The following is a 22235-nucleotide window of genomic DNA, read 5'->3' on the forward strand; positions in this document are numbered from 1 at the left end:
TATCACCAGCATCGTCGTCGCCCCCGGCCTGACCGAAACGGACATGACTGCCGCCCTCTCCGAGGCCCAGCGCGAGGCCCTGCTCCAGCGGGTGCATTGTCGGTGTGACCTGGTAGTACTTGGTGGCGATGAGCAGCACAGGGGAGAACGGGGCCGCCGAGCCGGAGCAGCTGGCGTTCATCCGGGAGACGGTCAAGCGGGCCAAGCCGCGCACCTGGCACGGGGCCAAGCGGGCCGAGCACCTGCCGGTGGCCCGGGTCGTGGTGGACAAGGGCGTGCTCACCATCGACAAGCTCTTCGACTACGAGGTGCCGGCCGCCATGGCCGAGGAGGCCCAGCCCGGAGTACGGGTGCGGGTGCGCTTCGGGGCCCGAGTGGTGAAGGGCCAGCGCGAGGGCGGCGAACTGCACGACGGGTTCATCGTCGCCCGGCTGGAGAAGAGCGACTTCGCCGGACCGCTCGCCCCGCTGGCCCAGGTGCTCTCGCCCGAGCCCGTGCTCACCCCGCAACTGCTGCGGCTGTGCCGGACCGTCGCCGACCGGTACGCCGGGACACTGGCCGACGTGCTCCAGCTGGCCGTCCCGCCCCGGCACGCCAAGGCCGAGGCCGAGCCCTCGCCGCCGCCGCTGCCGCGCCCGGCCGCCCCGGCCCCCGGCGGCTGGCAGCGCTACCCGGCCGGGCCCGACTTCCTCGCCGCGCTCGCCGGGGGCGGCGCACCGCGCGCGGTCTGGGCGGCGCTGCCCGGCCCCGGCTGGCCGTACGAGATCGCCCGGGCGGTGGCCGCGACCCTCGCCGGCGGCCGCGGCGCGCTGGTCGTGCTCCCGGAGGGGCGCTCGGTGGCCCGGGTCGACCAGGCCCTGACCGAACTGCTCGGCCCCGGGATGCACGTGGCGCTGGAGGCCGACCTCGGCCCGCGCGAGCGCTACAAGCGCTGGCTCGCGGTGAGCCGCGGCTCGGTGCACGCGGTGATCGGGACCAGGGCCACCATGTTCGCGCCGGTCCGGGACCTCGGGCTGGTCGTCGTCTGGTCGGACGGGGACGGCAGCCACAGCGACCCGCGCGCCCCGCACCCGCACGTGCGCGAGGTGGCGCTGCTGCGCGCCGCCGAGGAGGGCGCGGCGGTGCTGCTCGGCGGGCACGCGGTGACGGTGGAGGGCGCCCAGCTGGTCAGCACCGGCTGGGCGCGCCCGCTGGTCGCGGACCGGGAGACGGTGCGGCAGGTCGCGCCCCGGGTGCGGACCGTCACCGACCAGGACCAGCACCGGGACGCCGCCGCCCAGGCCGCCCGGCTGCCCTCGGTGGCCTGGGAGGCCGCCCGGGAGTCGCTGGCCGCCGGGCACCCGGTGCTCATCCAGGTGCCCCGGCGCGGCTACGTGCCCCGGCTGGCCTGCGGGCGCTGCCGGACCCCCGCGCGCTGCCGGCGCTGCGAAGGGCCGCTGGAGGCGCCCTCGGCGGACGCCCCGCTGTGCTGCGGCTGGTGCGGGGAGGCGGAGAACGACTGGCACTGCCCCGAGTGCGGGTCCTTCCGGCTGCGGGCCCAGGTGGTCGGGGCCCGGCGGACGGCGGAGGAACTCGGCAAGGCGTTCCCGCGCCTCCCGGTGCGGACCTCGGGCCGGGAAGCGGTGCTCACCACCGTGCCCGACGAGCCCTCACTGGTGATCTCCACACCCGGTGCGGAGCCGGTCGTGGAGGGCGGCGGCGGGTACGGGGCCGCGCTGCTGCTGGACGGCTGGGCGCTGCTCGGCCGGCCCGACCTGCGGGCGGGGGAGGAGACGCTGCGGCTCTGGCTCGCGGCGGCCGCGCTGGTGCGGCCCTCGACGGACGGCGGGACGGTGGTCGTGGTGGCCGAGCCCTCGGCCCGTCCGGTACAGGCGCTGGTGCGCTGGGACCCGCTGGGGCACGCCGGGCTGGAACGGGACGAACGGGCCCAGCTGCACTTCCCGCCGGTCTCCCGGATGGCCTCGGTGAGCGGGACCCCCTCGGCGGTGACGGACCTGCTGAACCTGATCCGGCTGCCCGAGGGGGCGGACGTGCTCGGGCCGGTACCGGTACCGGCGCTGCGGGGGGAGGAGCAGGAACGCGCGCTGCTGCGGGTGCCGCCCGGGCAGGGGGCGGCGCTGGCGGCGGCGCTCAAGGCGGCGCAGATCGCGCGGATCGCGCTGCGGACGGCGGAGCCGGTGCGGGTGCGGGTGGATCCGACGGACATCGGCTGAGCGGCGTCGGCCGGGGCGCTGCTCGGGGGCCTGGTCCGGGCCTTGGTCGGGTCTGGGGGCTTTGGCCTTGGTCGGGGTCGGGGTCGGGGCTTGGGCCTTGGTCGGGTCGGGGGTGGTGGTCCGGTGGGCTTCGGGCCCGGTGGGCGGGTGGGGCGGGGTGAGTGGGCCACCCCGCCCCGGACGGCCCGGCTGCGGCGGCTCGGTCAGCCGCGCAGCGGGATGCCGGGTCGGTCCGCCTGGGGGCGGTCGGCGGGGGTGCCGCGGTCGGGCGTGCCGCGGTCGACGGGGGTGCGCTCCATCGGGCCGCGGTCGATCGCGGTGCGGTCGATCGTCGCCCGCTCGATCGCGGTGCGGTCCATCGTGCTGCGGTCCATCGTGCTGCGCTCCAGGGCGCCGCGGTCCAGGCTGCTGCGGTCCAGGCCGCCCTGGCGGGCCGCCGGGACGGTCGTGGCCAGACCGGTGCGCTCGACGGCCGGGGGCAGCTCGTCGACGCGGTCCGGGCGGCTCTGGCCCGGGACGCCACCGCTCGCGGCGAGGAGCTCGCTGGTCGGGCGGCGCATGCCGTAGCGCCGGTGCACGGCCTGCTTGGTGACCCCGAGGGCGGAGCCCACCGAGTCCCAGGAGAAGCCCAGCGCCCGGTCGAACTCGACCGCCGCCGCCACCAGGGTCTCCACGCTCTCCCGCAGTTCCTGCGCCAGGCGCACGGTCGGCGCCGGCGCCCGCCCGTACACCACGAAGCCGGCCGAGGTGCTCGGTCGGCGCGGACGGTAGACGTTGCCCAGTTGAGCGGTGAGCGTCCGCAGCGCGTCGACCTGCCGCCTCACCCGCTCGATGTCCCGCACCAGCAGGTGCAGGCTCGCCCGCGCCCGTGCGTCGTGGTTGATCTGCTCGGCCATGGCCTACGTGCCACCTTCCGTACGGTTCGGCTCGGCCGGCACGCGGTGTCCCGTGCGCCCGGCCCGGTCAATCTCTCTTGACCAACGCCGAAGCGGGGGCCGGGGTAACGCGGCTGGGCACAGTCGGGCCGTGCCGGCCGCCGATCCGGGCCCGGGGGAAGCCCCCGGCGGACGGCCGTACGGGTTGCATAGACTGGCGGGTGAACCAGCGGCCGACCGCAGCCCGCGCCCCTACGGACAGGAGCCCGTACCCCGTGGCGATCCAGCCGATCCGTCTCTTCGGAGACCCCGTTCTGCGGTCCACCGCGAAGCCGGTGACCACCTTCGACAAGGAACTGCGCAAGCTGGTCCACGACCTCACCGACACCATGCTGGACGCTCCCGGAGCCGGCCTCGCTGCGCCCCAACTCGGCGTCTCCCTGCGGGTGTTCACGTACCACGTGGACGGCGTCACCGGGCACCTGATCAACCCGGACCTGTCGCTGAGCGAGGAGGAGCAGGACGGCCCCGAGGGCTGCCTGTCGCTGCCCGGCCTGCGCTACGACACCAAGCGCGCGTACGGCGTGGTGGCCAGGGGCTTCAACATGTACGGCGATCCGGTGACTTTGGAGGGCACTCAGCTGCTCGCCCGGTGCATCCAGCACGAGACCGACCACCTGGACGGCATCATCTTCATCGACCGGCTCGACCGCGAGCAGCGCAAGGCCGCGCTGAAGGCGATCCGGGAGGCGGACTGGGACGGCGGGTCGGCTCCGGTGGTCAAGGTCTCGCCGCACAGCACCTTCGGTTCCGCCCGCTGACTTCCGCCGGTTCCGGCTGATCTCCGCTGACGTCGGCCGGGCTCGGTCGACGTCCGCCGGCTCCCCGCCGACTCCGGTCGGGTTCCGCCGGCTCCTCGAACTTCTTTTTGCAGAAAGGCCCTTGATGCGACTCGTCTTCGCCGGCACCCCCGAGGTCGCCGTTCCCGCCCTGGACGCCCTGCTCGCTTCGGACCGGCACGAGGTCGTCGCGGTGGTCACCCGCCCGGACGCTCCGGCCGGGCGCGGACGCAAGCTGGTCGCCAGCCCCGTCGCCCAGCGCGCCGAGGAGGCCGGGATCGAGGTCCTCAAGCCGGTGAAGCCGAGCGACCCGGACTTCGTCGCCCGGCTCACCGAACTCGCGCCCGACTGCTGCCCGGTGGTCGCCTACGGCGCCCTGCTGCGCCCCGGCACGCTGGAGATCCCCGAGTACGGCTGGGTCAACCTGCACTTCTCGCTGCTGCCGGCCTGGCGCGGCGCGGCCCCGGTCCAGCACGCGGTGCTGGCCGGCGACGAGGTCACCGGCGCCTCCACCTTCCTGATCGAGCAGGGCCTGGACTCCGGCCCGGTCTACGGCGTGATCACCGAGGAGATCCGCCCGGCCGACACCAGCGGCGAGCTGCTCACCCGGCTCTCGCACTCCGGCGCGCGACTGCTCGCGGCCACCATGGACGGCATCGAGGACGGCTCCCTGCACGCCGTGCCGCAGCCGGCCGAGGGCGTCACGCTCGCGCCGAAGATCACCGTCGAGGACGCGCGGATCGACTGGAGCCACCCCGCGCTGCGGATCGACCGGGTCGTGCGCGGCTGCGCGCCGGCGCCGGGCGCCTGGACGGAGTTCCGGGGCGAGCGGCTGAAGGTCACCGGGCCGGTCCGGCTGCTGCCGGACTCCGCCGAGCTGGCGCCGGGCGAGGTCGCGATGGCGGGCAAGAACAGCGTCCGGGTCGGCACCGGCAGCCACGACGTGGAGCTGGGGGAGGTGCGTCCGCAGGGGAAGAAGGAGATGCGGGCCGCCGACTGGGCCCGGGGCGCGCGGCTGGAGGAGGGGGAGCGCCTCGGGGGCTGACGCTCCGGTTTGGCGCTACTGTTCGTTTGAGATCGATTGAGATCGCCCTTGTTCGTTCAAATCTGTTGTTCGTCCGAGTTCGTCGATAACCACCGCAGCACCTTGAGGCACCTGTGACCACCCCCAGCACCAACCGCGCCCCCCGCCCGCACCGCCGCCCGAAGAAGGACCCGGCCCGGATCGTCGCGTTCCGCGCCCTGCGCGCCGTCGACGAGCGGGACGCGTACGCCAACCTGATCCTGCCCTCACTGCTCCGCGAGGCCGAGCAGAAGGGCATGGACCGGCGCGACGCCGCCCTCGCCACCGAGCTGGTCTACGGCACCCTGCGCCTGCAGGGCACCTACGACGCGGTCATCGCCGCCTGCATCGACCGGCCGCTCGGCAAGGTCGACCCGCCGGTGCTGGACGTGCTCTCGCTCGGCGCGCACCAGCTGCTCACCACCCGCATCCCCAGCCACGCGGCCGTCTCGGTGACCGTCGAACTGGCCCGGGTGGTGCTCGGCGACGGCAAGGCCAAGTTCGTCAACGCCGTACTCCGCCGGATCAGCGCCCACGACCTGGACGCCTGGATCGAGAAGGTCGCCCCGCCGTACGACAAGGACGCCGAGGACCACCTGGCCGTCGTCCACTCGCACCCGCGCTGGGTCGTCTCCGCGCTCTGGGACTCGCTCGGCCGCTGGCAGCCGGACGCCTCCGGGCGCACCGCGATGGAGGAGCTGCTGCGGGCCGACAACGAGCGGCCCGAGGTCACCCTGGTCGCCCGCCCCGGCCGCGCCACCGTCGGCGAGCTCGCCGAGGCGCTGCCGGAGGCCGAGCCGGGCCGCTGGTCCCCGTTCGCGCTGCGGCTCGCCGAGGGCGGCGACCCGGGATCGATCGCGGCGGTGCAGGAGAACCGGGCGGGCGTTCAGGACGAAGGCAGCCAGCTGGTCGCACTGGCGCTGGCGGCGGCGCCGCTGGAGGGGCCGGACCGGCTCTGGCTGGACGGCTGCGCCGGCCCCGGCGGCAAGGCCGCGCTGCTCGGCGCGCTCGCCGCCGAGCGGGGCGCGGCCCTGGTCGCGAGCGAGAAGCAGCCGCACCGGGCCCGGCTGGTGGCGCGGGCGCTGGCCGGCAACCCCGGCCCGTACACCGTGATCGCGGCCGACGGGACGCGCCCGGCCTGGCGGTCCGGTGGCTTCGACCGGGTGCTGGTCGACGTGCCGTGCTCCGGCCTCGGCGCGCTGCGCCGCCGCCCTGAGGCGCGCTGGCGGCGCCGGCCGGCCGACGTCGCGGCCTTCGGCCCGCTCCAGCGGGACCTGCTGCGCTCGGCGATCGAGGCCACCCGGGTCGGCGGCGTGGTCGGCTACGCGACCTGCTCGCCGCACCTCGCGGAGACCCGCGCGGTCGTGGACGACGTGCTGCGGGCCGAGGACGGCCGGGTCGAGTGGATCGACGCGCGCCCGCTGCTGCCCGGCGTCCCGGCGCTCGGCGACGGGCCGGACGTGCAGCTGTGGCCGCACCTGCACGGGACCGACGCGATGTACCTGGCGCTGCTGCGCCGCACCGCCTGAGGCCCTTCCGGTGTCGCCTCCCCCAGGTGGGGAGGCGACACCGGCGGCTCGTTCCGTCAGGGATCCGCCGTCGGCCCGGGGCGGGTTGACACCGCGTCAGGCGTCGGTTTCCATGGTTCTCGTGTAGCCGCTCGGCTGCATGATCTTTGGGGGGCAGGCTTCGTCGCGTCGCGCGGCGGAGCCGGGGAAGCAACCCCACGAGACATGCGGCGCGATGCGGCTGTTCTGCGTGCTGGGCGCGTTCCCCGGCGGCTGCCCTCCCGGACCGTGGGAGACGCGCAGTGTCATCGGAGATTCAGCGGCCGCAGCGGGAACCCGCCGGCTCGGGGAACGGTGCCCGGGGATCCGGGGCGCGCCGGGCCGTGACGGACGGCCGGACGCTCGACCTGATCGCCCTGATGGCGATCCTGGCGGTGTGCACCCTGATCTGCCTGACGGCCGGTGCGGGGGCGCTCCAGGCGGTCATCGGCGCGGCGGGCGTCCTGTTCGCCGCCTGGCGGACGCCCCGGCGCTCCGGGCGCTCCGGGCGCTCCGGGATCTCCGGGCGGGAGGGCGAGCACCGGCGCGGGCCCGACGGGCCCCACCGGTCCCAGGGGCCCCGGGGGTCTCGCAGGCCTCGCGGGCCTCGCGGGTGAGGGGGCTTGCACCTCCCGTGGGGGGAGGTAGCAGGGTGGTGCCATGAACGGCGACACGACGTACACCATCGGTGAGCTGGCCCGACGGACGGGGCTGACGGTCAAGACCGTCCGCTTCTACTCGAACCAGGGGATCGTGCCGCCGGCCGACCGCAACCCGGCCGGCCACCGGCGGTACGGTGCCGACGCCGTCGCCCGCCTGGAACTGGTCCGCACCCTGCGGGAGCTCGGGCTCGGACTGCCCGCGATCCGGCGGGTGGTGGAGCGCGAACTGACGCCGGCCGATGTCGCCGCCGCGCAGGCGGAGGCGATCGACGTCCAGATCCGGGTGCTGCGACTGCGGCGGGCCGTGCTCGGGACGGTGGCCAGGCTCGGGTCGACACCTGAGGAGTTGACGCTCGTGCACCAGTTGGCCCGGCTCACGGAGGACGAACGGGGGCACCTGATCGGGGAGTTCCTGGCGGGGGTGTTCGGCAGGATCGGGGACGACGGGACAGGGGACGGCAGGACAGGGAACGGTGGGATCGAGAGGGGCGGGCGGTTCGCCGCCGTGGCGCGCTCGTTGACGCCGGAGCTGCCGGAGGAACCGTCGGTCGAACAGGTCGAGGCCTGGGTGGAGTTGGCGCGGCTGGCGGGGGACACCGGGTTCCGGGCGCTGCTGCGCGGGCTCGCCGAGGCCGAGGCGGCCGAGGCGGAAGCGGCGGAAGCGGCGGAGGGGGTGGCCGGGGCGGAAGCGGCGGAAGCGGCGGAGGGGGTGGCCGTGGCGGTGCGGGCCGCTGCGCATCTGCCGAGGCCCGGACTGGCCGTGGCAGTAAGGGAGTTGGCCGGACCGGCGGTCGCGGCCGGGGTGGAGCCGGACTCGGTGGAGGCGGCGGCCGTCGTCGCGGAGTTGGTGGAGCGGTACGGGCGGTGGTGCGCGGGGGCGGTGCCGGGAGATGCCGGGGCGCTGCGTGACCGTTTGGCGGAGCGGCTGGGGGCGATGGCCGATCCGCGGCGGGAGCGGTACCTGGAGCTGCTGGCGGTGGTCAACGGGTGGGCCGCACCGGAGAGTTGGGCGGCAGAGGTGAACTGGGCGGTGCGCGCCGTGGCGTGAGCCGGTGCGGGGGTCGGGGGCGCGTGACGGGGGTGCGGGTGCGGCTGGGGGTGCCGGAGGGTGGGGTGGGGCTATCGGCGGGCGGGGCCGGGGAAGGTGGTGAGGAAGGCGTGGGCCTGGGCGCGGAGGTGGTCGACCGGCGGGTCCTCGCAGATCACCTCCAGGCCGATTCCGGTCGCCCGGCCCAGGTCGTAGTAGGACTGGTAGGCGAGGTAGGGGCGGTGGTCGTCGGTGGGGTCGAGGCCGACGGCGAAGGTCGCGAAGTGCGGCTGCTGCTTGCCCTCGGCCGGGGCCGAACCGGCGCGGGAGAGCTGCCATTCGAACTCGTACGGCTCGGGGTCGGCGGGCAGGTCCAGCAGCGCCTGGGCGAGCCGGCGGACCTCGTCCGGGTTCGAGAAGGGGATCGACTCCGACCAGGCGGGGGCGGAGGCGAGCAGTTCCCAGTCGTCGCCGTTGTGGCCGACGGTCAGGGCCCACTCGCCGTTCGGGTCCTGCCAGCGGCAGCTGATGATCGGGTCCACGGCGGTCAACCTCCCTGTGGCGCTGGATCGTTCGTACCTCCTCATCGTGGCACACCGGGCGGCCCGGGGGCCTCGGCCGCGAGCCGTCCTCGGGCCCGCTGCCAGGCCTCCTGGAGCGTGCGGTAGCCGAGGACGGTGATGCCGAGCTCGGTGAGCAGTCGGCGGGCCTCGGGGGAGACGAGGAACGCGTGGTCGGTGCGCCGGACGCGCCAACCGTCCTCCGGGGCGGGGCGGTTCGGGCCGTGACGGTTCGGGCCGTGATGGTTCGGATCTCCCTTCGGGTCCGTCCTCGGGCCGGCCGTGCCGGGGTGCAGGGCCCACTCGGTGAGGCCCGGGGGGAGCGCGGCGAGCAGGCGGGCGTAGTGGGCGGGCTTGTCCTCCAGGGGGACGGTGAAGCTGTCGAGGAAGCCGTGGTCCACCACCGGCAGGCCCTGCGCGCGCAGCCGGGCGAGTGCGGGCGGCAGCCAGACCCGGACCGCCAGGCCGTACTCGGCGCCGAGGGCGAGGGTGAGGTCGAGGACGTCCTCGCGGCCGCCGTCGGCCAGGCAGTGGAAGTCAAGGTGGGTCGGGGCGAGGCCGGCCGCCGCGACCGCGTCGATCTGGGCGCGGAACTCGCGCTCGACGTCGTCGAGTCGGGCCCGGGCGAGCAGTGCGGCGCGTCCGGCGGGGGTGGGGGCGAAGAACCCTCCGGAGTCGTCGAGGAGGGAGGGCACCCGGTCACGGGCGGCGAGCGGACCCCAGCGGCGGTCCGCGGACTCGCAGACCAGCGTGAGGTGGACGCCGAAGGGGACCTCAGGGTGCCGGCGCAGCAGCCGGAGCGCGTGCGGCGCGGCGGCGCAGGGCGTCATCAGGCTGCAGGAGGCGGCGATGCCGTTCCGGACGGCGTCGACCACGGCGAGGTTGACGGACTCGTCCAGGCCGAGGTCGTCGCAGTTGAGCAGCAGGAGGCGGGCGTCGGGCGGGTGGCCGAGGAGGTGGTTGGCGGTGGGGGGTGTGGGTGAGTGCGGGGGCGGGGGTGCGGGCGTGGCATCGGCTGCGGGCATGGACGCAGTCTGTCCCGGCGGTGGGGGTGGATGCGCGGGGTTTCCGGGCGACGCGGTCGGGCGGGGTGGGCGTCCGGCGGGACGGCGCGAGCGGCGGCGTGGGGCGAGCGGAGGGCGGGGCCGGTCAGTCGGTGGCGGGTGCCGGGTGCCAGGGGCGGTCGGGGTGGGTGCGGACCGGGGCGGAGGTGAGCCGCAGCGCGTACACCTCGCGGTCGGTGGCCTCGTACGGGACCTGGCCGAGGTAGGCGTGGCCGGTCAGATGGCACCAGGCGGGGAGGTCGAGCGGGGCGGCGGGGTCGGTGGTGTGGATGTGGACCACGGCGCCGGCCGGGAGGTGCGCGATCTGCGCGCGCAGCCGGAGCAGCAGCTGGACGCAGAGCAGGCCGGTGCCGTCGACGGTGAGGTCGGGGGCGGTGGTGCCGGGGGTGGCGACGTCGGGGGTGCCGGCCTTGGCGGCGTCGGGGGCGGCGGCGTCGGGTGCGGTCATCGCGGGGTCTCCTGGGTGATGCGCCAGAGGCGGCGGGGCAGTTCGCCCTCCTCGAAGGGATGGACGTCGGTCAGGCGCCAGCCTTCGGCGAGCGCGTCCACCAGCACGCGGGGGAAGAAGTGGACGGCGAAGCCGCCGTGCTCCCAGATGTCGTCCCCGTGGCCGGTGCCGGCGCCGTAGTGGGCGTCGCCGGTGTGGCGGACGGTGTAGACGAAGGTGCCGCCCGGTCGCAGGACCCGGCGGACCTCGGCGACGAGCGCCTCGATCTCCTCGGTGGAGAGCGCCATGCAGAGCAGCATGTGGGCGAAGACCGCGTCGACGGAGGCGTCGGGAAGGGGCAGCGGGTCGCGGACGTCATGGGTGAGGACCGAGAGCCGGTCGGCCAGTTCCTGGTCCGTGGCGGCGGTGCGCAGCTGGTGCAGGGCGGTCGGGCTGAAGTCGGCGGCCAGCACGCGGAAGCCCGCACGGGCGAGGTGCAGCGTGTCGCGCCCGTGGCCGGCGCCGAGTTCCAGTACGTCCCGGGCTCCGGCGGCGGCGAACACCTCGGCGGCGTACTCGGCGGGGGCCGAGGGCCGCTCGCCGTACATCCCCGGGTTGGCGGCGTAGGTCTGCTGCCAGTGCGCGCGTTGGGCGTCGGCGAGGGCGCTTTCCGGGCCGGGCCCGGTGCCGGGGGTGTCGGTCATGGTGCTGTCCTTCCCGGGGTGGTGCGGTGCGCGCGGTGCTGTCGGTGCTGTCGGTGCTGTCGGTTCGGGTGGTGCGGGCGGTACGGGTCGTGCGGGGCCAGCCTAGGAGGTGGGGTCCGACGGCGGGACTGGCGGGGGCGGTGGCGGTGTGTGCGGGCAGGGTGGGCGGGTGGTGGGTGCGCGGTGCGGGCGGATCAGGTGAGGCGCTGGCCGGGGGCGGTTCCGCCGAGGCGGGTGAGCAGGGTGGACAGCCGGCCGAGGTCCTCGGGGCTCCACTGCTCGGTCGCGAAGTGGTCGGCGGCGACCTGGCGGGCGGTGTGCAGCATCTCGGCGAGACGCTCACGGCCGGTCGGGGTGAGGGCGGCGTAGGCGACCCGGGCGTCGCGGGCGGCGGCCTCGCGGGCGACCAGGCCGATCCGCTCCAGCGGTGCGAGGCCGCGGGTCACACCGGAGGCGGTGAGCCCGAGGGCTTCGGCGAGGTCGACCCGGCGCATCCGGCCGCCGGGGGCCTGGGAGAGGTGGAGCAGCATCGTGAAGTCGGCCAGGCTGACGCCGTGCAGGCCGCTGAGGCTCGCGTCGAAGCGCTTGACCACGGCCGTCTGGGCGCGGACCAGCCGCAGGGCGGTGTCCAACGGGTCGGGGCTCGGGTCCGGCGTGGCCGGTGCGGTCGCGGTCTGCTGCACGGGTCCCACCTGCTTCGATCGGTCGGGCTGCTCGGGCTGCTCGGGCTGGACCGGCTGGTCTGTCATTGCCACCTCCTTGACTGCTCAAGTATATCCCGGGAGGAAGCCGTCAAGGAGGTGGCGGAGGGGGAGGGGTCGGCTCAGCGACCGGTGGCGGCGGCGCGGCGCTGACGCTTGCCGAGCGGCGCCTGGGAGAGGTCCTCGGCCTGGGAGCGGAGGTTCTTGCAGCCGTAGCCGCGTTCGGTCAGCCAGTCCCGCGCCGACTGCTCGGCCCGCTCGGTGGCCTCCAGGATGTCCTCCTCGGCCTCGCCCTCGTCGAGGAAGCGGAAGGTGAAGGCGGCCCGTGCGGAGAGGTCGTAGCTGAGGTGGCCCTCGCGGGTGAAGGCGGCGTGCAGCACGTCGTGCGCGGGTGCGGCGGCGAGCAGTTCGGCGCGCTGTTCGTCGGTGAGGCCGTCGAAGACGCCGCGCACCATGATGCGGAAGGTTCGAGTGGTCATCCCCCGACCATAGGCAGCACGGGCTGCCGGCCGCCAACACGATTTCGGCGGCGCGGTGGCGCGGCGGCCCGGTCCGGTGATCGATCCGGTGATCGAGCGGCGGCGCGGACCCGGCGGGTGCGCCGGGTGGAAGCGGTCGGGCGGGGGCGGTCGGGTGGATGCGGTCACACGGGGGTGAGTGCTTCGGCGAGGCCGTCCGCGTACCGGGTGAGCCGGGCGAGCTCAGGGCCTCCCCGGACACGCCGGAACCCGTGCCGTCGGCCCCGGAAGGCGGCCTGGACGGCGTGGAGTTGGGCCCAGCGGCGGGTGCGTTCTCGGTCCAGCCCGGCGGCCTCGGAGAAGACGTCGAGCGCGTGGAGGACGGCGCGGCGCACGTCCGTCGCGTTGAGCAGGCTCGTCGCGTCGACCAGGGTCAGGGCGTGGACGGTGATCAGGGTGCCGGCGTCGTGGGCCCGGTCTCCCGCGCAGCCCTTGGGGTCCACGGCCAGCCAGGGTTCGCGCTCGGCCCGCAGGATGTTGCGGGGGTGGAGGTCGCCGTGGACGAGCACCTCCGGCTGGACGCGGGCGAGGTCGCGGACGGTCGCGAGGACGGCGTCCACCGCGCGGGCCGACAGGTCGTGGGGCAGGGAGGCCGCGTCGATGCGCAGCCGGGCCTCCCATTCCTCGGCCCGCTCGCTCAACCGGGGCAGGCCCGGTGGTGCCGGGACGGCGAGCCGGCGGCTGAGCCGCCCGGCGGCCGTCAGCACCTCGTCGCCGTCCCGGACCTCCGCGAGCGTCGTCGGGCCCGCCCGTTCGAGCAGCATGGCGAAGCGCTCGTCGTCCCGTTCGTACAGCCGGACGGCTCCCCGGCCCGCCCACACCGCGAAGGCGTCCGGCTCGTGCACGTTGCCCGGGTGGGGGAACGACACCTTCAGCACGGCCGCGCGCCCGGCTGCCCGGCGGACCGGGAGGATCAGGCCGACGCCGCCGTGGGTGGCGGCGCCGTCCGGCACGCAGTTCCAGCGATCCAGCAGTTCGGCGGCGAGGCCGGGGAGTTCGGCGATCCAGGCCGCGCCGGGGGCTCCCTCGCGGTCGACGGTGGTCCGGTGGAGCCCGGCGGGGACGGTGATCATGCGGGTTCCTTCCAGTGGTGGGCGCGCGGGCGGGCGGTCGGCGGCGGGGAGGACCGGCGGCGGCTGCGCCGAACCGGTCGGGCTCAGGGCGCGAAGGGGCCGAAGGTCGTGGCGGCGAGGCGGAGCGCCGGTGCCGGGGCGCCGTTCCCGGTGCCGACGGAGTAGACCAGCCTCCTGCGCAGGTCCGGGGTGGTGAAGAAGCCGTCGGAGTACCCGAGGTCGTGCCCGGTCTTGCCCCAGAGCACCGTGCCGTCCTGCAGGGGGATGGCCATCAGCCCGGCGCTGTAGCAGGCCCGTCCCTTGTCCGGACCGAACCGGCACTCGCCGGCTCCGCGTACGGGCAGCAGCCGGCCGGAGGCGTCCCGCGGCAGGGTGAGCAGGTCGTTCAGCTGCTGGGGCGGCAGGAGTTCGCCGTCCAGCAGGGCGCGCAGGAAGACGTCCAGGTCGGCCGGGGTGGACACCATCGACTCCGAGTTGCCGCCCTGCTCGGAGACGTCGATCGGGGTGCCGGCCCTGTCGGCGAAGTAGCCGGTCAGGTGGGGCTCGGGCATCGTAGGCCTGCCCTCCGGCACCTCGGTGTGCCGCAGGCCGAGCGGCTTCAGGATGCGGGCCGTCACCTCCTCCCTGATCGTGTGCCCGGTCGCCTGCTCGATGATCCGGCCCGCCAGCCGGTAGTTGAAGTTGTTGTACTCCTGGGCGGCGCCCGGGGTGAAGGACGGAGTGACCACGTGCCCGTCCGCGGGGCGGAGCGTCCTCTGGACGACCTGGTCGAGCGTCTCCAGCCCGAAGCGGCGCGCTATCAGTTCGTCGGGATCCTGGGTGTTCGGACCCTCGACGGCCTGTGGCAGTCCGCTGGTGTGGTCGAGGAGTTGACGGACGGTGATCGGCAGGGTGAAGTCGGCGGGCAGCGTGCCGGGCAGGTACTGCTGGACGGTGCCGTCCAGGGAGATCCGCTGTTCGGCGGCGAGCTGGAGCACCACCGCGGCGACGAAGGTCTTGTTGATGCTGCCGATCCGGAACGAGGCGTTCGACGCCACCGGCCGCCCGCTCACCGGATCGCCGGCACTGCCGCGCCAGGCCCGGCCGTCGACCGTCACCCGGGCGATCACGCCCGCCGCAGGGTCTCCCGGCCGGGCGGCGATCGCGGCGTCGAGGACGACCGGATCGGGACCGCCGGGCGGCGCCTGGCCGAGGGCGGGTGCGGCAGGCACGGCCGTGAGGAGCAGGGCGGCGAGGCCGAGCGCGAGGGCGGCGGGCTTGGTGGCGGGCATGAGTTCTCCGGTGCCGTGAGGACGGGTGAGGGGCGGAGTGATCCGCCCCGGAGAACACGAAGCTGACGGGCGATCAGTTGCATCCGGTGGGTGCGGAGCTGGAGATCGTGGTCGTGGAACACGGCGGAGGCTCCCTTCCACGGCGGCCCGGGCGGCCGCCGTCGCGGTGACTCCAAGACTGATCGCCGGAACCCCGTTCGCGCATGTGCCGATCGGCAGGAATCCCGCCGGAAAGCGACCGGGCCTCCCCTGCCGATCGGCAGGGGAGGCCCGGGGCGCGGGACGGCGCGGGACGGCGCGGGGTGCGGCGGGGCCGGCGCCTGGGGCCGGGGCCGGGCCTAGACCCGGGCCGGGAGCCGGGTGCAGACCGCTCCCGTCATCAGCGGGGCGGGCTCGGCGCCCAGGGCGGCGAGGGTGAACGCGGTGGTCAGCGCGCTGATGTCGCGGGACTCGCGGATCAGCAGGTGGTTGGCGCCCGGGGCCTCGTACCGCGCGAGGTCCGGGACGACCCGGCGGGCGCGCAGCGCGTACTCCAGGGACTGGGTGGCACTGGCCGAGCTGTGGTCCCCGGTGCCGTGGACGATCAGCACCCGCCGCCCGGCCAGCTGGTCGACCGGGTCGCCGCTGGGCAGCCACGGCGCGATCCCGGCAACGCCGACCACGGACGGGTGCCCGGCGCACCAGAAGGCGGCGCGCCCGCCCAGCGAGTTGCCGATCAGGACGACGGGTGCGCCCGGGTACAGCCGGGCCAGCTCGTCGAGCGCCCACAGGGTGTCGACGGCGGTGTCGGCGTCCGCGCCGTTCCAGCCGCCGTGGCGGTAGCGCAGCAGGTGCACCGCGAGGCCGTGCGGCTGGCCGCGGTCGGTGAGCTCGGCGGCCAGGTCCCGCAGGCCCAGCTCGGCGACCTTCAGCGGTGCTCGCCGACTGCGGAGGAATCCGCCCGGCAGCAGCAGGGCGACGCCGTCGACCGGCCCCTCTCCCTGTCGTGCGGTCAGCTCTGCGGTGCGCGGACGCTGCGCTCGGAACACGCGAAATCCCTCCTGATGTGTACAGGCGGATTCTACGGTTCCGAGGACGGGTCCCGGTGCGCGAGGAGGGACCACAGGACCCAGCCGGAGACCCGGGTGCGCACCACCATGACCTTCGCCCAGCGGGCGCCGAGCGGTGAGGTCCAGGTGTCCACGACCTCGACCCGGTCACCCGAACGGGCTAACCCGACGACGGTCTCCTCGCCGAAGTGGTCGACCCGGACGTTGGCGGCGTTGGCCGACACCTCCCACCAGCCCGCGCCGAGCTCGGGCGGCAGGTCGGTGCCCGCCGTGACGGCCGCCGGGATGAGCAGGATGCCCAGTGCGACCACGGTGGCCGCCGCACGGCCGATCACGGCCACGGGAACCTCCGAGCGGCGTTCCGTGCGGTGCTGTGTGCGGGCAGCGGCGGTGGCGTCGGGATCGGGGGAGGCATGTACAGCAGAACGAGCCGACCGGGCGTCCGCGTACAGTCCGGTGCCGAGGTTGACCCGGTCGGCGCAGCACGGCGCGCGGACCCGGTGCCGCCGGTGCTGCGACGGATGCCCGGCGCATGTCAACGGTCGCACCGTGGCGCGGGGTTGGCGCGCCCTGGCGGACGGCCGTCGAGTCGACCGGTGCGCTCGGGGCGGGGCCGCGGCCCCGGTCACGCGGCCCCGGTCACGCCGACCCGGTCGGGTGGCCCGGTCACTCGGCGTGCTGCTCCGGCAGGAGTTTCTCCCGGGTCTCCCGGAGGAACGCCGCGACGACGTCCGCATCGGCGAGGACGCGGGTGACGACCCGTCCGCCCGGGCTCGGTTCGGTGCGCGCCGTGATCCGGAGCTCGCGCGTGTTCTCGGCGGTGACGTCCTGGAGGTCGCTCCACGGCAGCGGGGCCGTGCCGTGGTCGCTGCCGGGGTCGACGAGGAGTCCCGCGGGCAGCACGGCGAGCACCGTCCCGAATACGACGTGCCCCTCTTCCTCGAACCGCTCGTGCAGCGGCGCGGTGTAGCGCGGCATCAGGCCCGCGCGGATGGCCTCGGCCAGCCCCGGTTCGTAACGGCCCGCCAGTTTCGAGACCACGAAGGGGGTTTCGCGGCCGCGCGCCAGGATGACGACGCGGCCGAAGTGCTCGATGCTCAGGTTGCCGCGGAATTCCATCCGGGAGGGTATGTACTCGTGGCTCTCGATGGCGTCCCAGGGCAGGGCGCGGAAGTCGCCGCCGGCGTGGTGGAGGACGAGGCCGCCCTCGTAGCGCGCCACGGCGATCAGCCCGGAGCGCGGCGGCACGTTCTTGTAGGCCCAGGCGGCCGCCGTCACGGCGGCGACCGCGAGGACGGCGCCCCACCAGGTCCAGCCGGAGGCGGCGATGACGAGGATGCCGGGCAGTCCCAGGCCCCACTTGCCCACTCCGTCGCCGATCCGGCGGCTGGTCCGGTACAGCCGCCGCCGTTCACCCAGGCCCGCCTCGGCCGCGACCTGGTCGCAGCGGGTGGCACCGCTCATCGCTGACTCCCCTCGGTTTTCGAGCGCGCCAGTCTAGTCGGGGCGGCTGGACGGTCGGGCCGGGTGGGTGTCGAAAACCGTTGCGCGCAAAGGGTGGTAACACTGTTTCCCGTCGGTTACGTTGTTGCCCATGAGCACGCCCTACCAGGACGCGCAGCGGGTCGGCCAGGGTGCCGTGCGCGCCGTGATCCTCGACCGCGCCATCGCCCTCCTCGTCGCCGAAGGCCCCGCCGCACTGACCGTGCGCCGGATCGCCGCCGAGATCGGCTCCTCGACCAAGGTGCTGTACACGATGTTCGGCGGGAAGGAGGGGCTGCTGGACGCGCTGTACCGGGAGGGCTTCGGGCGGCTGCGCCGGGCGCAGGAGCAAGTCCCGCGCGGGGACGACCCATTGGCCCATCTGACCGAGCTCGGCCGGGCCTACCGGGAGCGGGCGATCGCCGAACCCGCCTACTACCGGGTGATGTTCGAGCAGCCGGTCCCCGGATTCCGGCCGGGCGCCGAGGCGTTGGCCGTCGCGGACGGCGCGTTCGGTGCCTCGGTGGCCGCGGTGGAGGCCTGCATCGCGGCCGGGGTCTTCCGGCCCGCCGACGCCCACGAGGTGTCCAAGCTCTTCTGGGCGGCCACCCACGGCGCGGTGAGCCTGGAACTCGCCGGCCACTTCGCGCCGGCCGAGGCCGGGGCGCGCTACGAGGCGCTGATGGCCGCGCTGGGACGGGCCTTCGCCGCCGCCACCCCATCACCTGACGAGAGGTCGACACCATGAGCAGCGACGGTCCGGACCGTGACGGCACGAGCCGCAACCGCTTCCTGCGCGGGAACTTCGCCCCGGTGACCGAGGAGGTCACCGCCCACGACCTGCCCGTCACCGGCCGCATACCGGCCCACCTCGACGGGCGCTACCTGCGCAACGGCCCCAATCCGCTGGGCATCGAGGATCCGGTCGCGCACCTGTGGACCCTCGGCGCGGGCATGGTGCACGGTGTCCGGATCCGGGACGGGCGCGCCGAGTGGTACCGCAACCGCTGGGTCCGCTCCGGTGCGGTCGCCGACCGGCTCGGCGAGCCCCGGCGCGGCACGCCCGTCGACGAGCGGCTGGACATCTCCCCCAACGTGCAGGTCGCGGGCCTCGCCGGGCGCACCTACGCGCTGATCGAGGGCGGCATCCGCCCGTACGAACTCACCTACGAGCTGGACACGGTGGGGCCGTGCGAACTGGGCGCCACGCCGGAGGGGTTCAGCGCCAACGCCCACTCGATCCTCGACCCGCACAGCGGGGAACTGCACTCGCTGGCCTTCCGGTACGGCTCCGACCAGGTGCAGCACATCGTGATGGACGCCGCCGGCGCCGTCCGGCGCAGCACGTTGATCGAGGTGCCCGGGAACCCGTACATGCACGACTTCGCGCTCACCGAGCGGTTCGTGCTGCTGTACGACACGCCGGTGGTGTTCAGCGCGGCGCACCTGGCCACCGGGGTGCCCTTCACCTGGGACGGGCGGCGCGCCGCGCGGATCGGGGTGATGCCGCGCGAGGGCGGCGCGGTGCGGTGGTTCGAGCTCGCGCCGCACCTGGTCGGCCACACCCTCAACGCGTACGAGCGGACGGCGGATTCACTGGTGGTCGACGTCGTGCGGCACCCGCCGGGCATCGACCTGCGCGACATCGGCGCGAGCCGGCCCACGCTCGACCGCTGGACGATCGACCTGGCGGCGGGGACGGTGCGGGAGGAGCGGCTGGACGACCGGGTCCAGGAATTCCCGCGCGTCAACTCCCGTCACACCGGGCGCCCTTACCGCTACGGCTACGCGGCCGCCGTCGAGCTCTACGCGCCCGCGGCCGGCCCCGGGGGCGACCGCCCGGACGAGGGTTTCCGCAACGCCCTGCTCAAGCACGACCTGAGCCGGGGGACCGTCGAGGTCCACGACTTCGGGCGTGACGGGGCGGTGGGCGAGGCGGTGTTCGTGCCCGCGGAGTCGCCGACGGCGGAGGACGACGGCTGTCTGATGGCCTACGTCCACGACCCGGACCGGGGCGCGGCGGACCTGGTGATCCTCGCCGCCCAGGACTTCACCGGCGAGCCCCTCGCCCGTGTCCACCTGCCGGTGCGGGTACCGCTGGGCCTGCACGGCAACTGGGTGCCGGGCGGGGAACCGGGCCGAGGCTGAGGGGCCAATATGTGCCCGCCAGGGAGGCCGTTCCGGGAGGCCGTTCAGGGCGCGCCCGTGGGCAGGCCGCCGGGCCGGGCGGAGAGCCGGTGAGGAACCGGCCGGAGAGCCGGGCGCGGCCCGGGAGGGGTCAGCGGGGCCGGGTGGCACGCAGGGAGTAGGACTGCGGCGCGGGGGAGCCGGCGGGGACGCGGAAGTGGGCGTGGGCGTGCTCGTGGAGGAAGTCCAGACGGAGGCCGGCCTCGGCCAGCGCGGTGACGACCTCGCCGAGGCCGTGCTGCCACTGGACGGTGACGGTGGCGTCGAGCCGGGCGTCCGGGTCGGCGTAGGTGCCGGGGTGGTCGACGAGGATCGGGGTGCGCTCGAAGTAGTCCTCCTCGAAGCTGCGCCCGTCGTCGGAGAGGACGTCGGCCACCGGGTGGTGCTCGGCGAGGTAGAGGAAGCCGCCGGGGGCGAGGAGCGCGGCGACCGTCCGGGCCCAGCGGGCGAGGTCGGGGAGCCAGCAGAGCGCGCCGAAGCCGGTGTAGACGATGTCGTACGTCCGTCCGTCGAGCGCCTCGGCGGCGTCGTAGACGTCGGAGGTGACGAACCGGGCGTCGTCGGCGCCGATCCGGGCGGCGAGGTCGGCGGCGGCCGCGACGGCCGGGGCGGAGAAGTCCAGTCCGGTGACGACGGCGCCGCGGCGGGCCCAGGAGAGGGTGTCGAGCCCGAGGTGGCACTGGAGGTGGAGCAGCGTGCGACCGGTGACGTCGCCCACCTCGGCGGGCTCGTAGTCCTGGAGGGTGTCACGGCCCGCGACGAAGCCGGGAAGGTCGTAGAACGGGCCGGTGGCGTGGACGGGCACGCGCTCGTCCCAGTTCGCACGGTTGGCGGTGCGCCAGTCGGGGATGGCGGGTGTCGCGGTCATGTCGGGCAACGCTAGCCAGCGCCCCAGCGGCGGGCAATCGATTTCCGGCGGTCGGACGGCGGTCGGACAGGGGCCGGACGGGGGGCGGACGGCGATCCGACGGCGGCCGGACAGGGGCGGACGGGGCCGCCGGTGGACGGGGCGCGGACGGGCGGCAGCCGACGCGCGGGGGGAGGATTCGTCACGGTCCCGGCGCTCGGGGCCTGGTATGTGCGGGTCATGGCCGGGGTTTTCCCTGCTCTTTGTTCCGGATCATGGCGCGCTCTGCGACGATCCGATGATCGTCGCCCCGACGCGGTGGGCGGCGCGTCGCAGGGGAGAGACCGGCATGGCCGTTCGGCCCGAGGACACTGTCGTCCGGGCGAGGTGGGGAGCCAGGTTCGCCTGGGACAAGGAGACCTGGATGGTGGTCTCCGGCGGGGTGCTGGGGGCGATGTTCGCGAGCATGGGGCTCGCCGTGCTGTTCGGCCCGGCGAACGGGTTCGGCGGCGAGAGCCTCGCGTACATGGGGATCATCAGCATCCTCGGGCTGATGCCCTGCGGTGCGGGCTTCGTCTGGGCGCTGATCCACCCGAGGGCCGGCTTCCCCTCGGCCGCGGTCGGGGCACTGCTGGGGCTCGCGATCTTCGTCGGCTTCGCCGGGGACGGGCTCAACGACTCCTGGAAGGCGCCGCTGGACCGGCCCTCCACGGTCCGTGCGGTGGGCAGCTGGACCAGCGGGGACCTCGTGGTGCGGGTCCGCCCGGACCTGGTGGTGGCCTACCGCAGCGCCACCGGGGCCGTCGCCTGGAGCTGGTCCCCGCCCGGGCAGGACACGGTGTGCGCGATGAGCCGGGGCACCGGGCCCGACGGGACGGCCCGCGGCGACGCCCTCGGCCTGATCGGCCACTCGCCGCACGACGGGCCCTGCTCCGCCGTCACCGCGCTCGACCTCGCCGACGGCCGGGAGGGCTGGACCGCCACCGTGGACGCGCCCGCCCGGGACGGGGACGACGCGACGCCGGACGTGGTCGCGGTGGCCGGGCAGCAGGCCCTGCTCCAGGAGAAGGCCGGCTGGCGCGCCGTTCGGCTGGCGGACGGCCGGGACGTCTGGCACAGCGCGGCCGATCCCGGCTGCACCCCGCTGCAGGTCGCGGGCGGCCCCGGGGACGCCGTCACGGTCGCGCAGTGCGGCGACACCGCTCCCGTGCTGCGCTCGCTCGCCCCGGCGGACGGCCGGGAGCAGCAGCGGATCGCGCTGCCCGCGACGGGCGGGCTGAAGAACCTCGCGGTGGTGTCGGTCGACCCGCTCGCGGTGTGGGTGGACGCCCAGGCCGAGCGCGGCACCCACGCGGTGCTCAGCTACGACCGGACCGGCCGGCAGCGGGCGGCGATACCGGTCGCCGGGGACGAGTACGACCTGGACGTGATGCTGGGCGGGCTGCACGCCTTCGACGAGTTCACCGCCCGGCCGCTGTTCGGCGGGGTGGTGGTGGGGGACCTGTTCGTCGTGCCGGGGGAGAAGCCCGGCGACATCGGCATCAGCGGCGGCAAGCACCCGAGCCGGACCGCCACCGGCCGGCTGCTGGCGTACTCGCTCGCGGACGGCGGCAGGCGCTGGACGGCGGGGCTGGACGACCAGGTGACCGGCCTGGTGGTGGACGGCGGCTCGGTGTGGGCGATGACCCGGGGCCGGGTGACCAGGGTGGAGGTGGCGACCGGGCGGCAGAGCGCCGTGCTGGACGTCAACGACACCGCGTCGCTCTACCCGGTGGACCTGTCGGTGTCGGGCCCGGAGCGGTTCACGGTGGTCGCGGAGGACGGGACCCGGGACGAGCCGCCGGTGCGGGTGCTGAGCTGAGGACCGCGCCCGGGACACCGGTAACGGACCGTCATCGCAACGGGCGGTGGCGGGGCGGCCGGTGACGCCGGGTGACCGCGGTGACCGGGGGACCGGCGGTCCGGCACGGCCGCGCGGCGCCCGATCACCAGGGGAGGCGGCCCTCGCGATCCGCCCGACCACCCGCGGAGAGGGCCGGCGCGATCCGCCCGGCCGCCCTCGACGGGCCCGCCACCGGAGGACCTGAGCCTTCCGGGCGGTTGTGTCACGCTGGTGGGGGAGCACC

At 75.3% G+C, this 22235-nt stretch carries 21 protein-coding genes; 8 read left to right on the forward strand and 13 right to left on the reverse strand.

Annotated elements, in window-relative coordinates; translation table 11 throughout:
* Positions 1-128: 128 nt before the first annotated feature.
* Positions 129-2213, forward strand: a complete 2085-nt coding sequence (locus ACFVHV_RS22895; RefSeq protein WP_359897414.1) for a primosomal protein N' — start codon at positions 129-131, stop codon at positions 2211-2213.
* Between the two features lie 203 nt (positions 2214-2416).
* Here ACFVHV_RS22895 and ACFVHV_RS22900 read toward each other — a convergent pair whose 3' ends face one another.
* Positions 2417-3109, reverse strand: a complete 693-nt coding sequence (locus ACFVHV_RS22900; RefSeq protein ID WP_380353045.1) for a hypothetical protein — start codon at positions 3107-3109, stop codon at positions 2417-2419.
* Between the two features lie 254 nt (positions 3110-3363).
* On the opposite strand from ACFVHV_RS22900, the gene def reads away from it, so the two are divergent.
* From def to ACFVHV_RS22920, 4 genes are all read left to right on the forward strand, one after another.
* Positions 3364-3909, forward strand: coding sequence for a peptide deformylase (def, locus tag ACFVHV_RS22905; protein ID WP_359897412.1), 546 nt, complete (start codon positions 3364-3366; stop codon positions 3907-3909).
* Between the two features lie 124 nt (positions 3910-4033).
* A complete protein-coding gene (gene fmt / locus ACFVHV_RS22910) occupies positions 4034-4972 on the forward strand; it encodes a methionyl-tRNA formyltransferase (protein ID WP_359897411.1) in 939 nt (312 codons plus the stop codon).
* 113 nt (positions 4973-5085) lie between these two features.
* On the forward strand, positions 5086-6519 hold the full coding sequence (locus ACFVHV_RS22915) for an RsmB/NOP family class I SAM-dependent RNA methyltransferase (protein WP_380353046.1): 1434 nt from the start codon (positions 5086-5088) through the stop codon (positions 6517-6519).
* A 678-nt stretch (positions 6520-7197) separates the two neighbouring features.
* Complete coding sequence (locus tag ACFVHV_RS22920) at positions 7198-8247, forward strand: MerR family transcriptional regulator (RefSeq protein ID WP_380353048.1); 1050 nt, start codon at positions 7198-7200, stop codon at positions 8245-8247.
* Between the two features lie 71 nt (positions 8248-8318).
* On the opposite strand, the gene ACFVHV_RS22925 is transcribed toward ACFVHV_RS22920, so the two are convergent.
* From ACFVHV_RS22925 to ACFVHV_RS22975, 11 genes are all read right to left on the reverse strand, one after another.
* Positions 8319-8768: a hypothetical protein gene (locus tag ACFVHV_RS22925; protein WP_359897480.1), complete on the reverse strand. Its 450-nt coding sequence runs from the start codon at positions 8766-8768 to the stop codon at positions 8319-8321.
* Between the two features lie 41 nt (positions 8769-8809).
* Positions 8810-9811, reverse strand: a complete 1002-nt coding sequence (locus ACFVHV_RS22930) for a polysaccharide deacetylase family protein (protein WP_380353050.1) — start codon at positions 9809-9811, stop codon at positions 8810-8812.
* A gap of 124 nt (positions 9812-9935) precedes the next feature.
* A complete protein-coding gene (locus ACFVHV_RS22935) occupies positions 9936-10298 on the reverse strand; it encodes a sulfurtransferase TusA family protein (RefSeq protein ID WP_359897404.1) in 363 nt (120 codons plus the stop codon).
* Positions 10295-10981: a class I SAM-dependent methyltransferase gene (locus tag ACFVHV_RS22940; RefSeq protein ID WP_359897402.1), complete on the reverse strand. Its 687-nt coding sequence runs from the start codon at positions 10979-10981 to the stop codon at positions 10295-10297. Before ACFVHV_RS22940 ends, ACFVHV_RS22935 begins: the two co-directional genes overlap by 4 nt.
* A 194-nt stretch (positions 10982-11175) precedes the next feature.
* On the reverse strand, positions 11176-11730 hold the full coding sequence (locus ACFVHV_RS22945; RefSeq protein WP_380353052.1) for a MarR family winged helix-turn-helix transcriptional regulator: 555 nt from the start codon (positions 11728-11730) through the stop codon (positions 11176-11178).
* A 74-nt stretch (positions 11731-11804) separates the two neighbouring features.
* A complete protein-coding gene (locus tag ACFVHV_RS22950) occupies positions 11805-12161 on the reverse strand; it encodes a DUF6204 family protein (RefSeq protein WP_359897398.1) in 357 nt (118 codons plus the stop codon).
* 164 nt (positions 12162-12325) lie between these two features.
* Entirely contained in the window at positions 12326-13273 is a 948-nt protein-coding gene (locus tag ACFVHV_RS22955) for an aminoglycoside phosphotransferase family protein (protein ID WP_380353054.1), read from the reverse strand.
* An 83-nt stretch (positions 13274-13356) separates the two neighbouring features.
* Positions 13357-14544: a serine hydrolase domain-containing protein gene (locus tag ACFVHV_RS22960; RefSeq protein ID WP_380353056.1), complete on the reverse strand. Its 1188-nt coding sequence runs from the start codon at positions 14542-14544 to the stop codon at positions 13357-13359.
* 338 nt (positions 14545-14882) lie between these two features.
* Positions 14883-15572 (reverse strand): alpha/beta hydrolase, encoded by a 690-nt coding sequence (locus ACFVHV_RS22965; protein ID WP_380353058.1) that lies wholly within the window; start codon positions 15570-15572, stop codon positions 14883-14885.
* Positions 15573-15604: 32 nt separating this feature from the next.
* Positions 15605-15934: a hypothetical protein gene (locus tag ACFVHV_RS22970; protein WP_359897392.1), complete on the reverse strand. Its 330-nt coding sequence runs from the start codon at positions 15932-15934 to the stop codon at positions 15605-15607.
* Between the two features lie 325 nt (positions 15935-16259).
* Complete coding sequence (locus ACFVHV_RS22975) at positions 16260-17057, reverse strand: hypothetical protein (RefSeq protein WP_359897390.1); 798 nt, start codon at positions 17055-17057, stop codon at positions 16260-16262.
* A 130-nt stretch (positions 17058-17187) separates the two neighbouring features.
* On the opposite strand from ACFVHV_RS22975, the gene ACFVHV_RS22980 reads away from it, so the two are divergent.
* Together ACFVHV_RS22980 and ACFVHV_RS22985 are read left to right on the forward strand one after the other, a co-directional pair.
* Positions 17188-17823: a TetR/AcrR family transcriptional regulator gene (locus tag ACFVHV_RS22980; protein WP_359897388.1), complete on the forward strand. Its 636-nt coding sequence runs from the start codon at positions 17188-17190 to the stop codon at positions 17821-17823.
* Positions 17820-19223, forward strand: a complete 1404-nt coding sequence (locus ACFVHV_RS22985; RefSeq protein WP_380353059.1) for a carotenoid oxygenase family protein — start codon at positions 17820-17822, stop codon at positions 19221-19223. Before ACFVHV_RS22980 ends, ACFVHV_RS22985 begins: the two co-directional genes overlap by 4 nt.
* Positions 19224-19353: 130 nt before the next feature.
* Here ACFVHV_RS22985 and ACFVHV_RS22990 read toward each other — a convergent pair whose 3' ends face one another.
* Complete coding sequence (locus ACFVHV_RS22990) at positions 19354-20130, reverse strand: class I SAM-dependent methyltransferase (RefSeq protein ID WP_380353061.1); 777 nt, start codon at positions 20128-20130, stop codon at positions 19354-19356.
* A gap of 328 nt (positions 20131-20458) precedes the next feature.
* Here ACFVHV_RS22990 and ACFVHV_RS22995 point away from each other — a divergent pair, with 328 nt between their 5' ends.
* Positions 20459-21970 (forward strand): PQQ-binding-like beta-propeller repeat protein, encoded by a 1512-nt coding sequence (locus ACFVHV_RS22995; RefSeq protein ID WP_359897384.1) that lies wholly within the window; start codon positions 20459-20461, stop codon positions 21968-21970.
* Positions 21971-22235 lie beyond the last annotated feature (265 nt).

This window comes from Kitasatospora sp. NPDC127116 (assembly GCF_042677365.1).
In the GTDB taxonomy this organism is placed as follows: domain Bacteria; phylum Actinomycetota; class Actinomycetes; order Streptomycetales; family Streptomycetaceae; genus Kitasatospora; species Kitasatospora lactacystinica.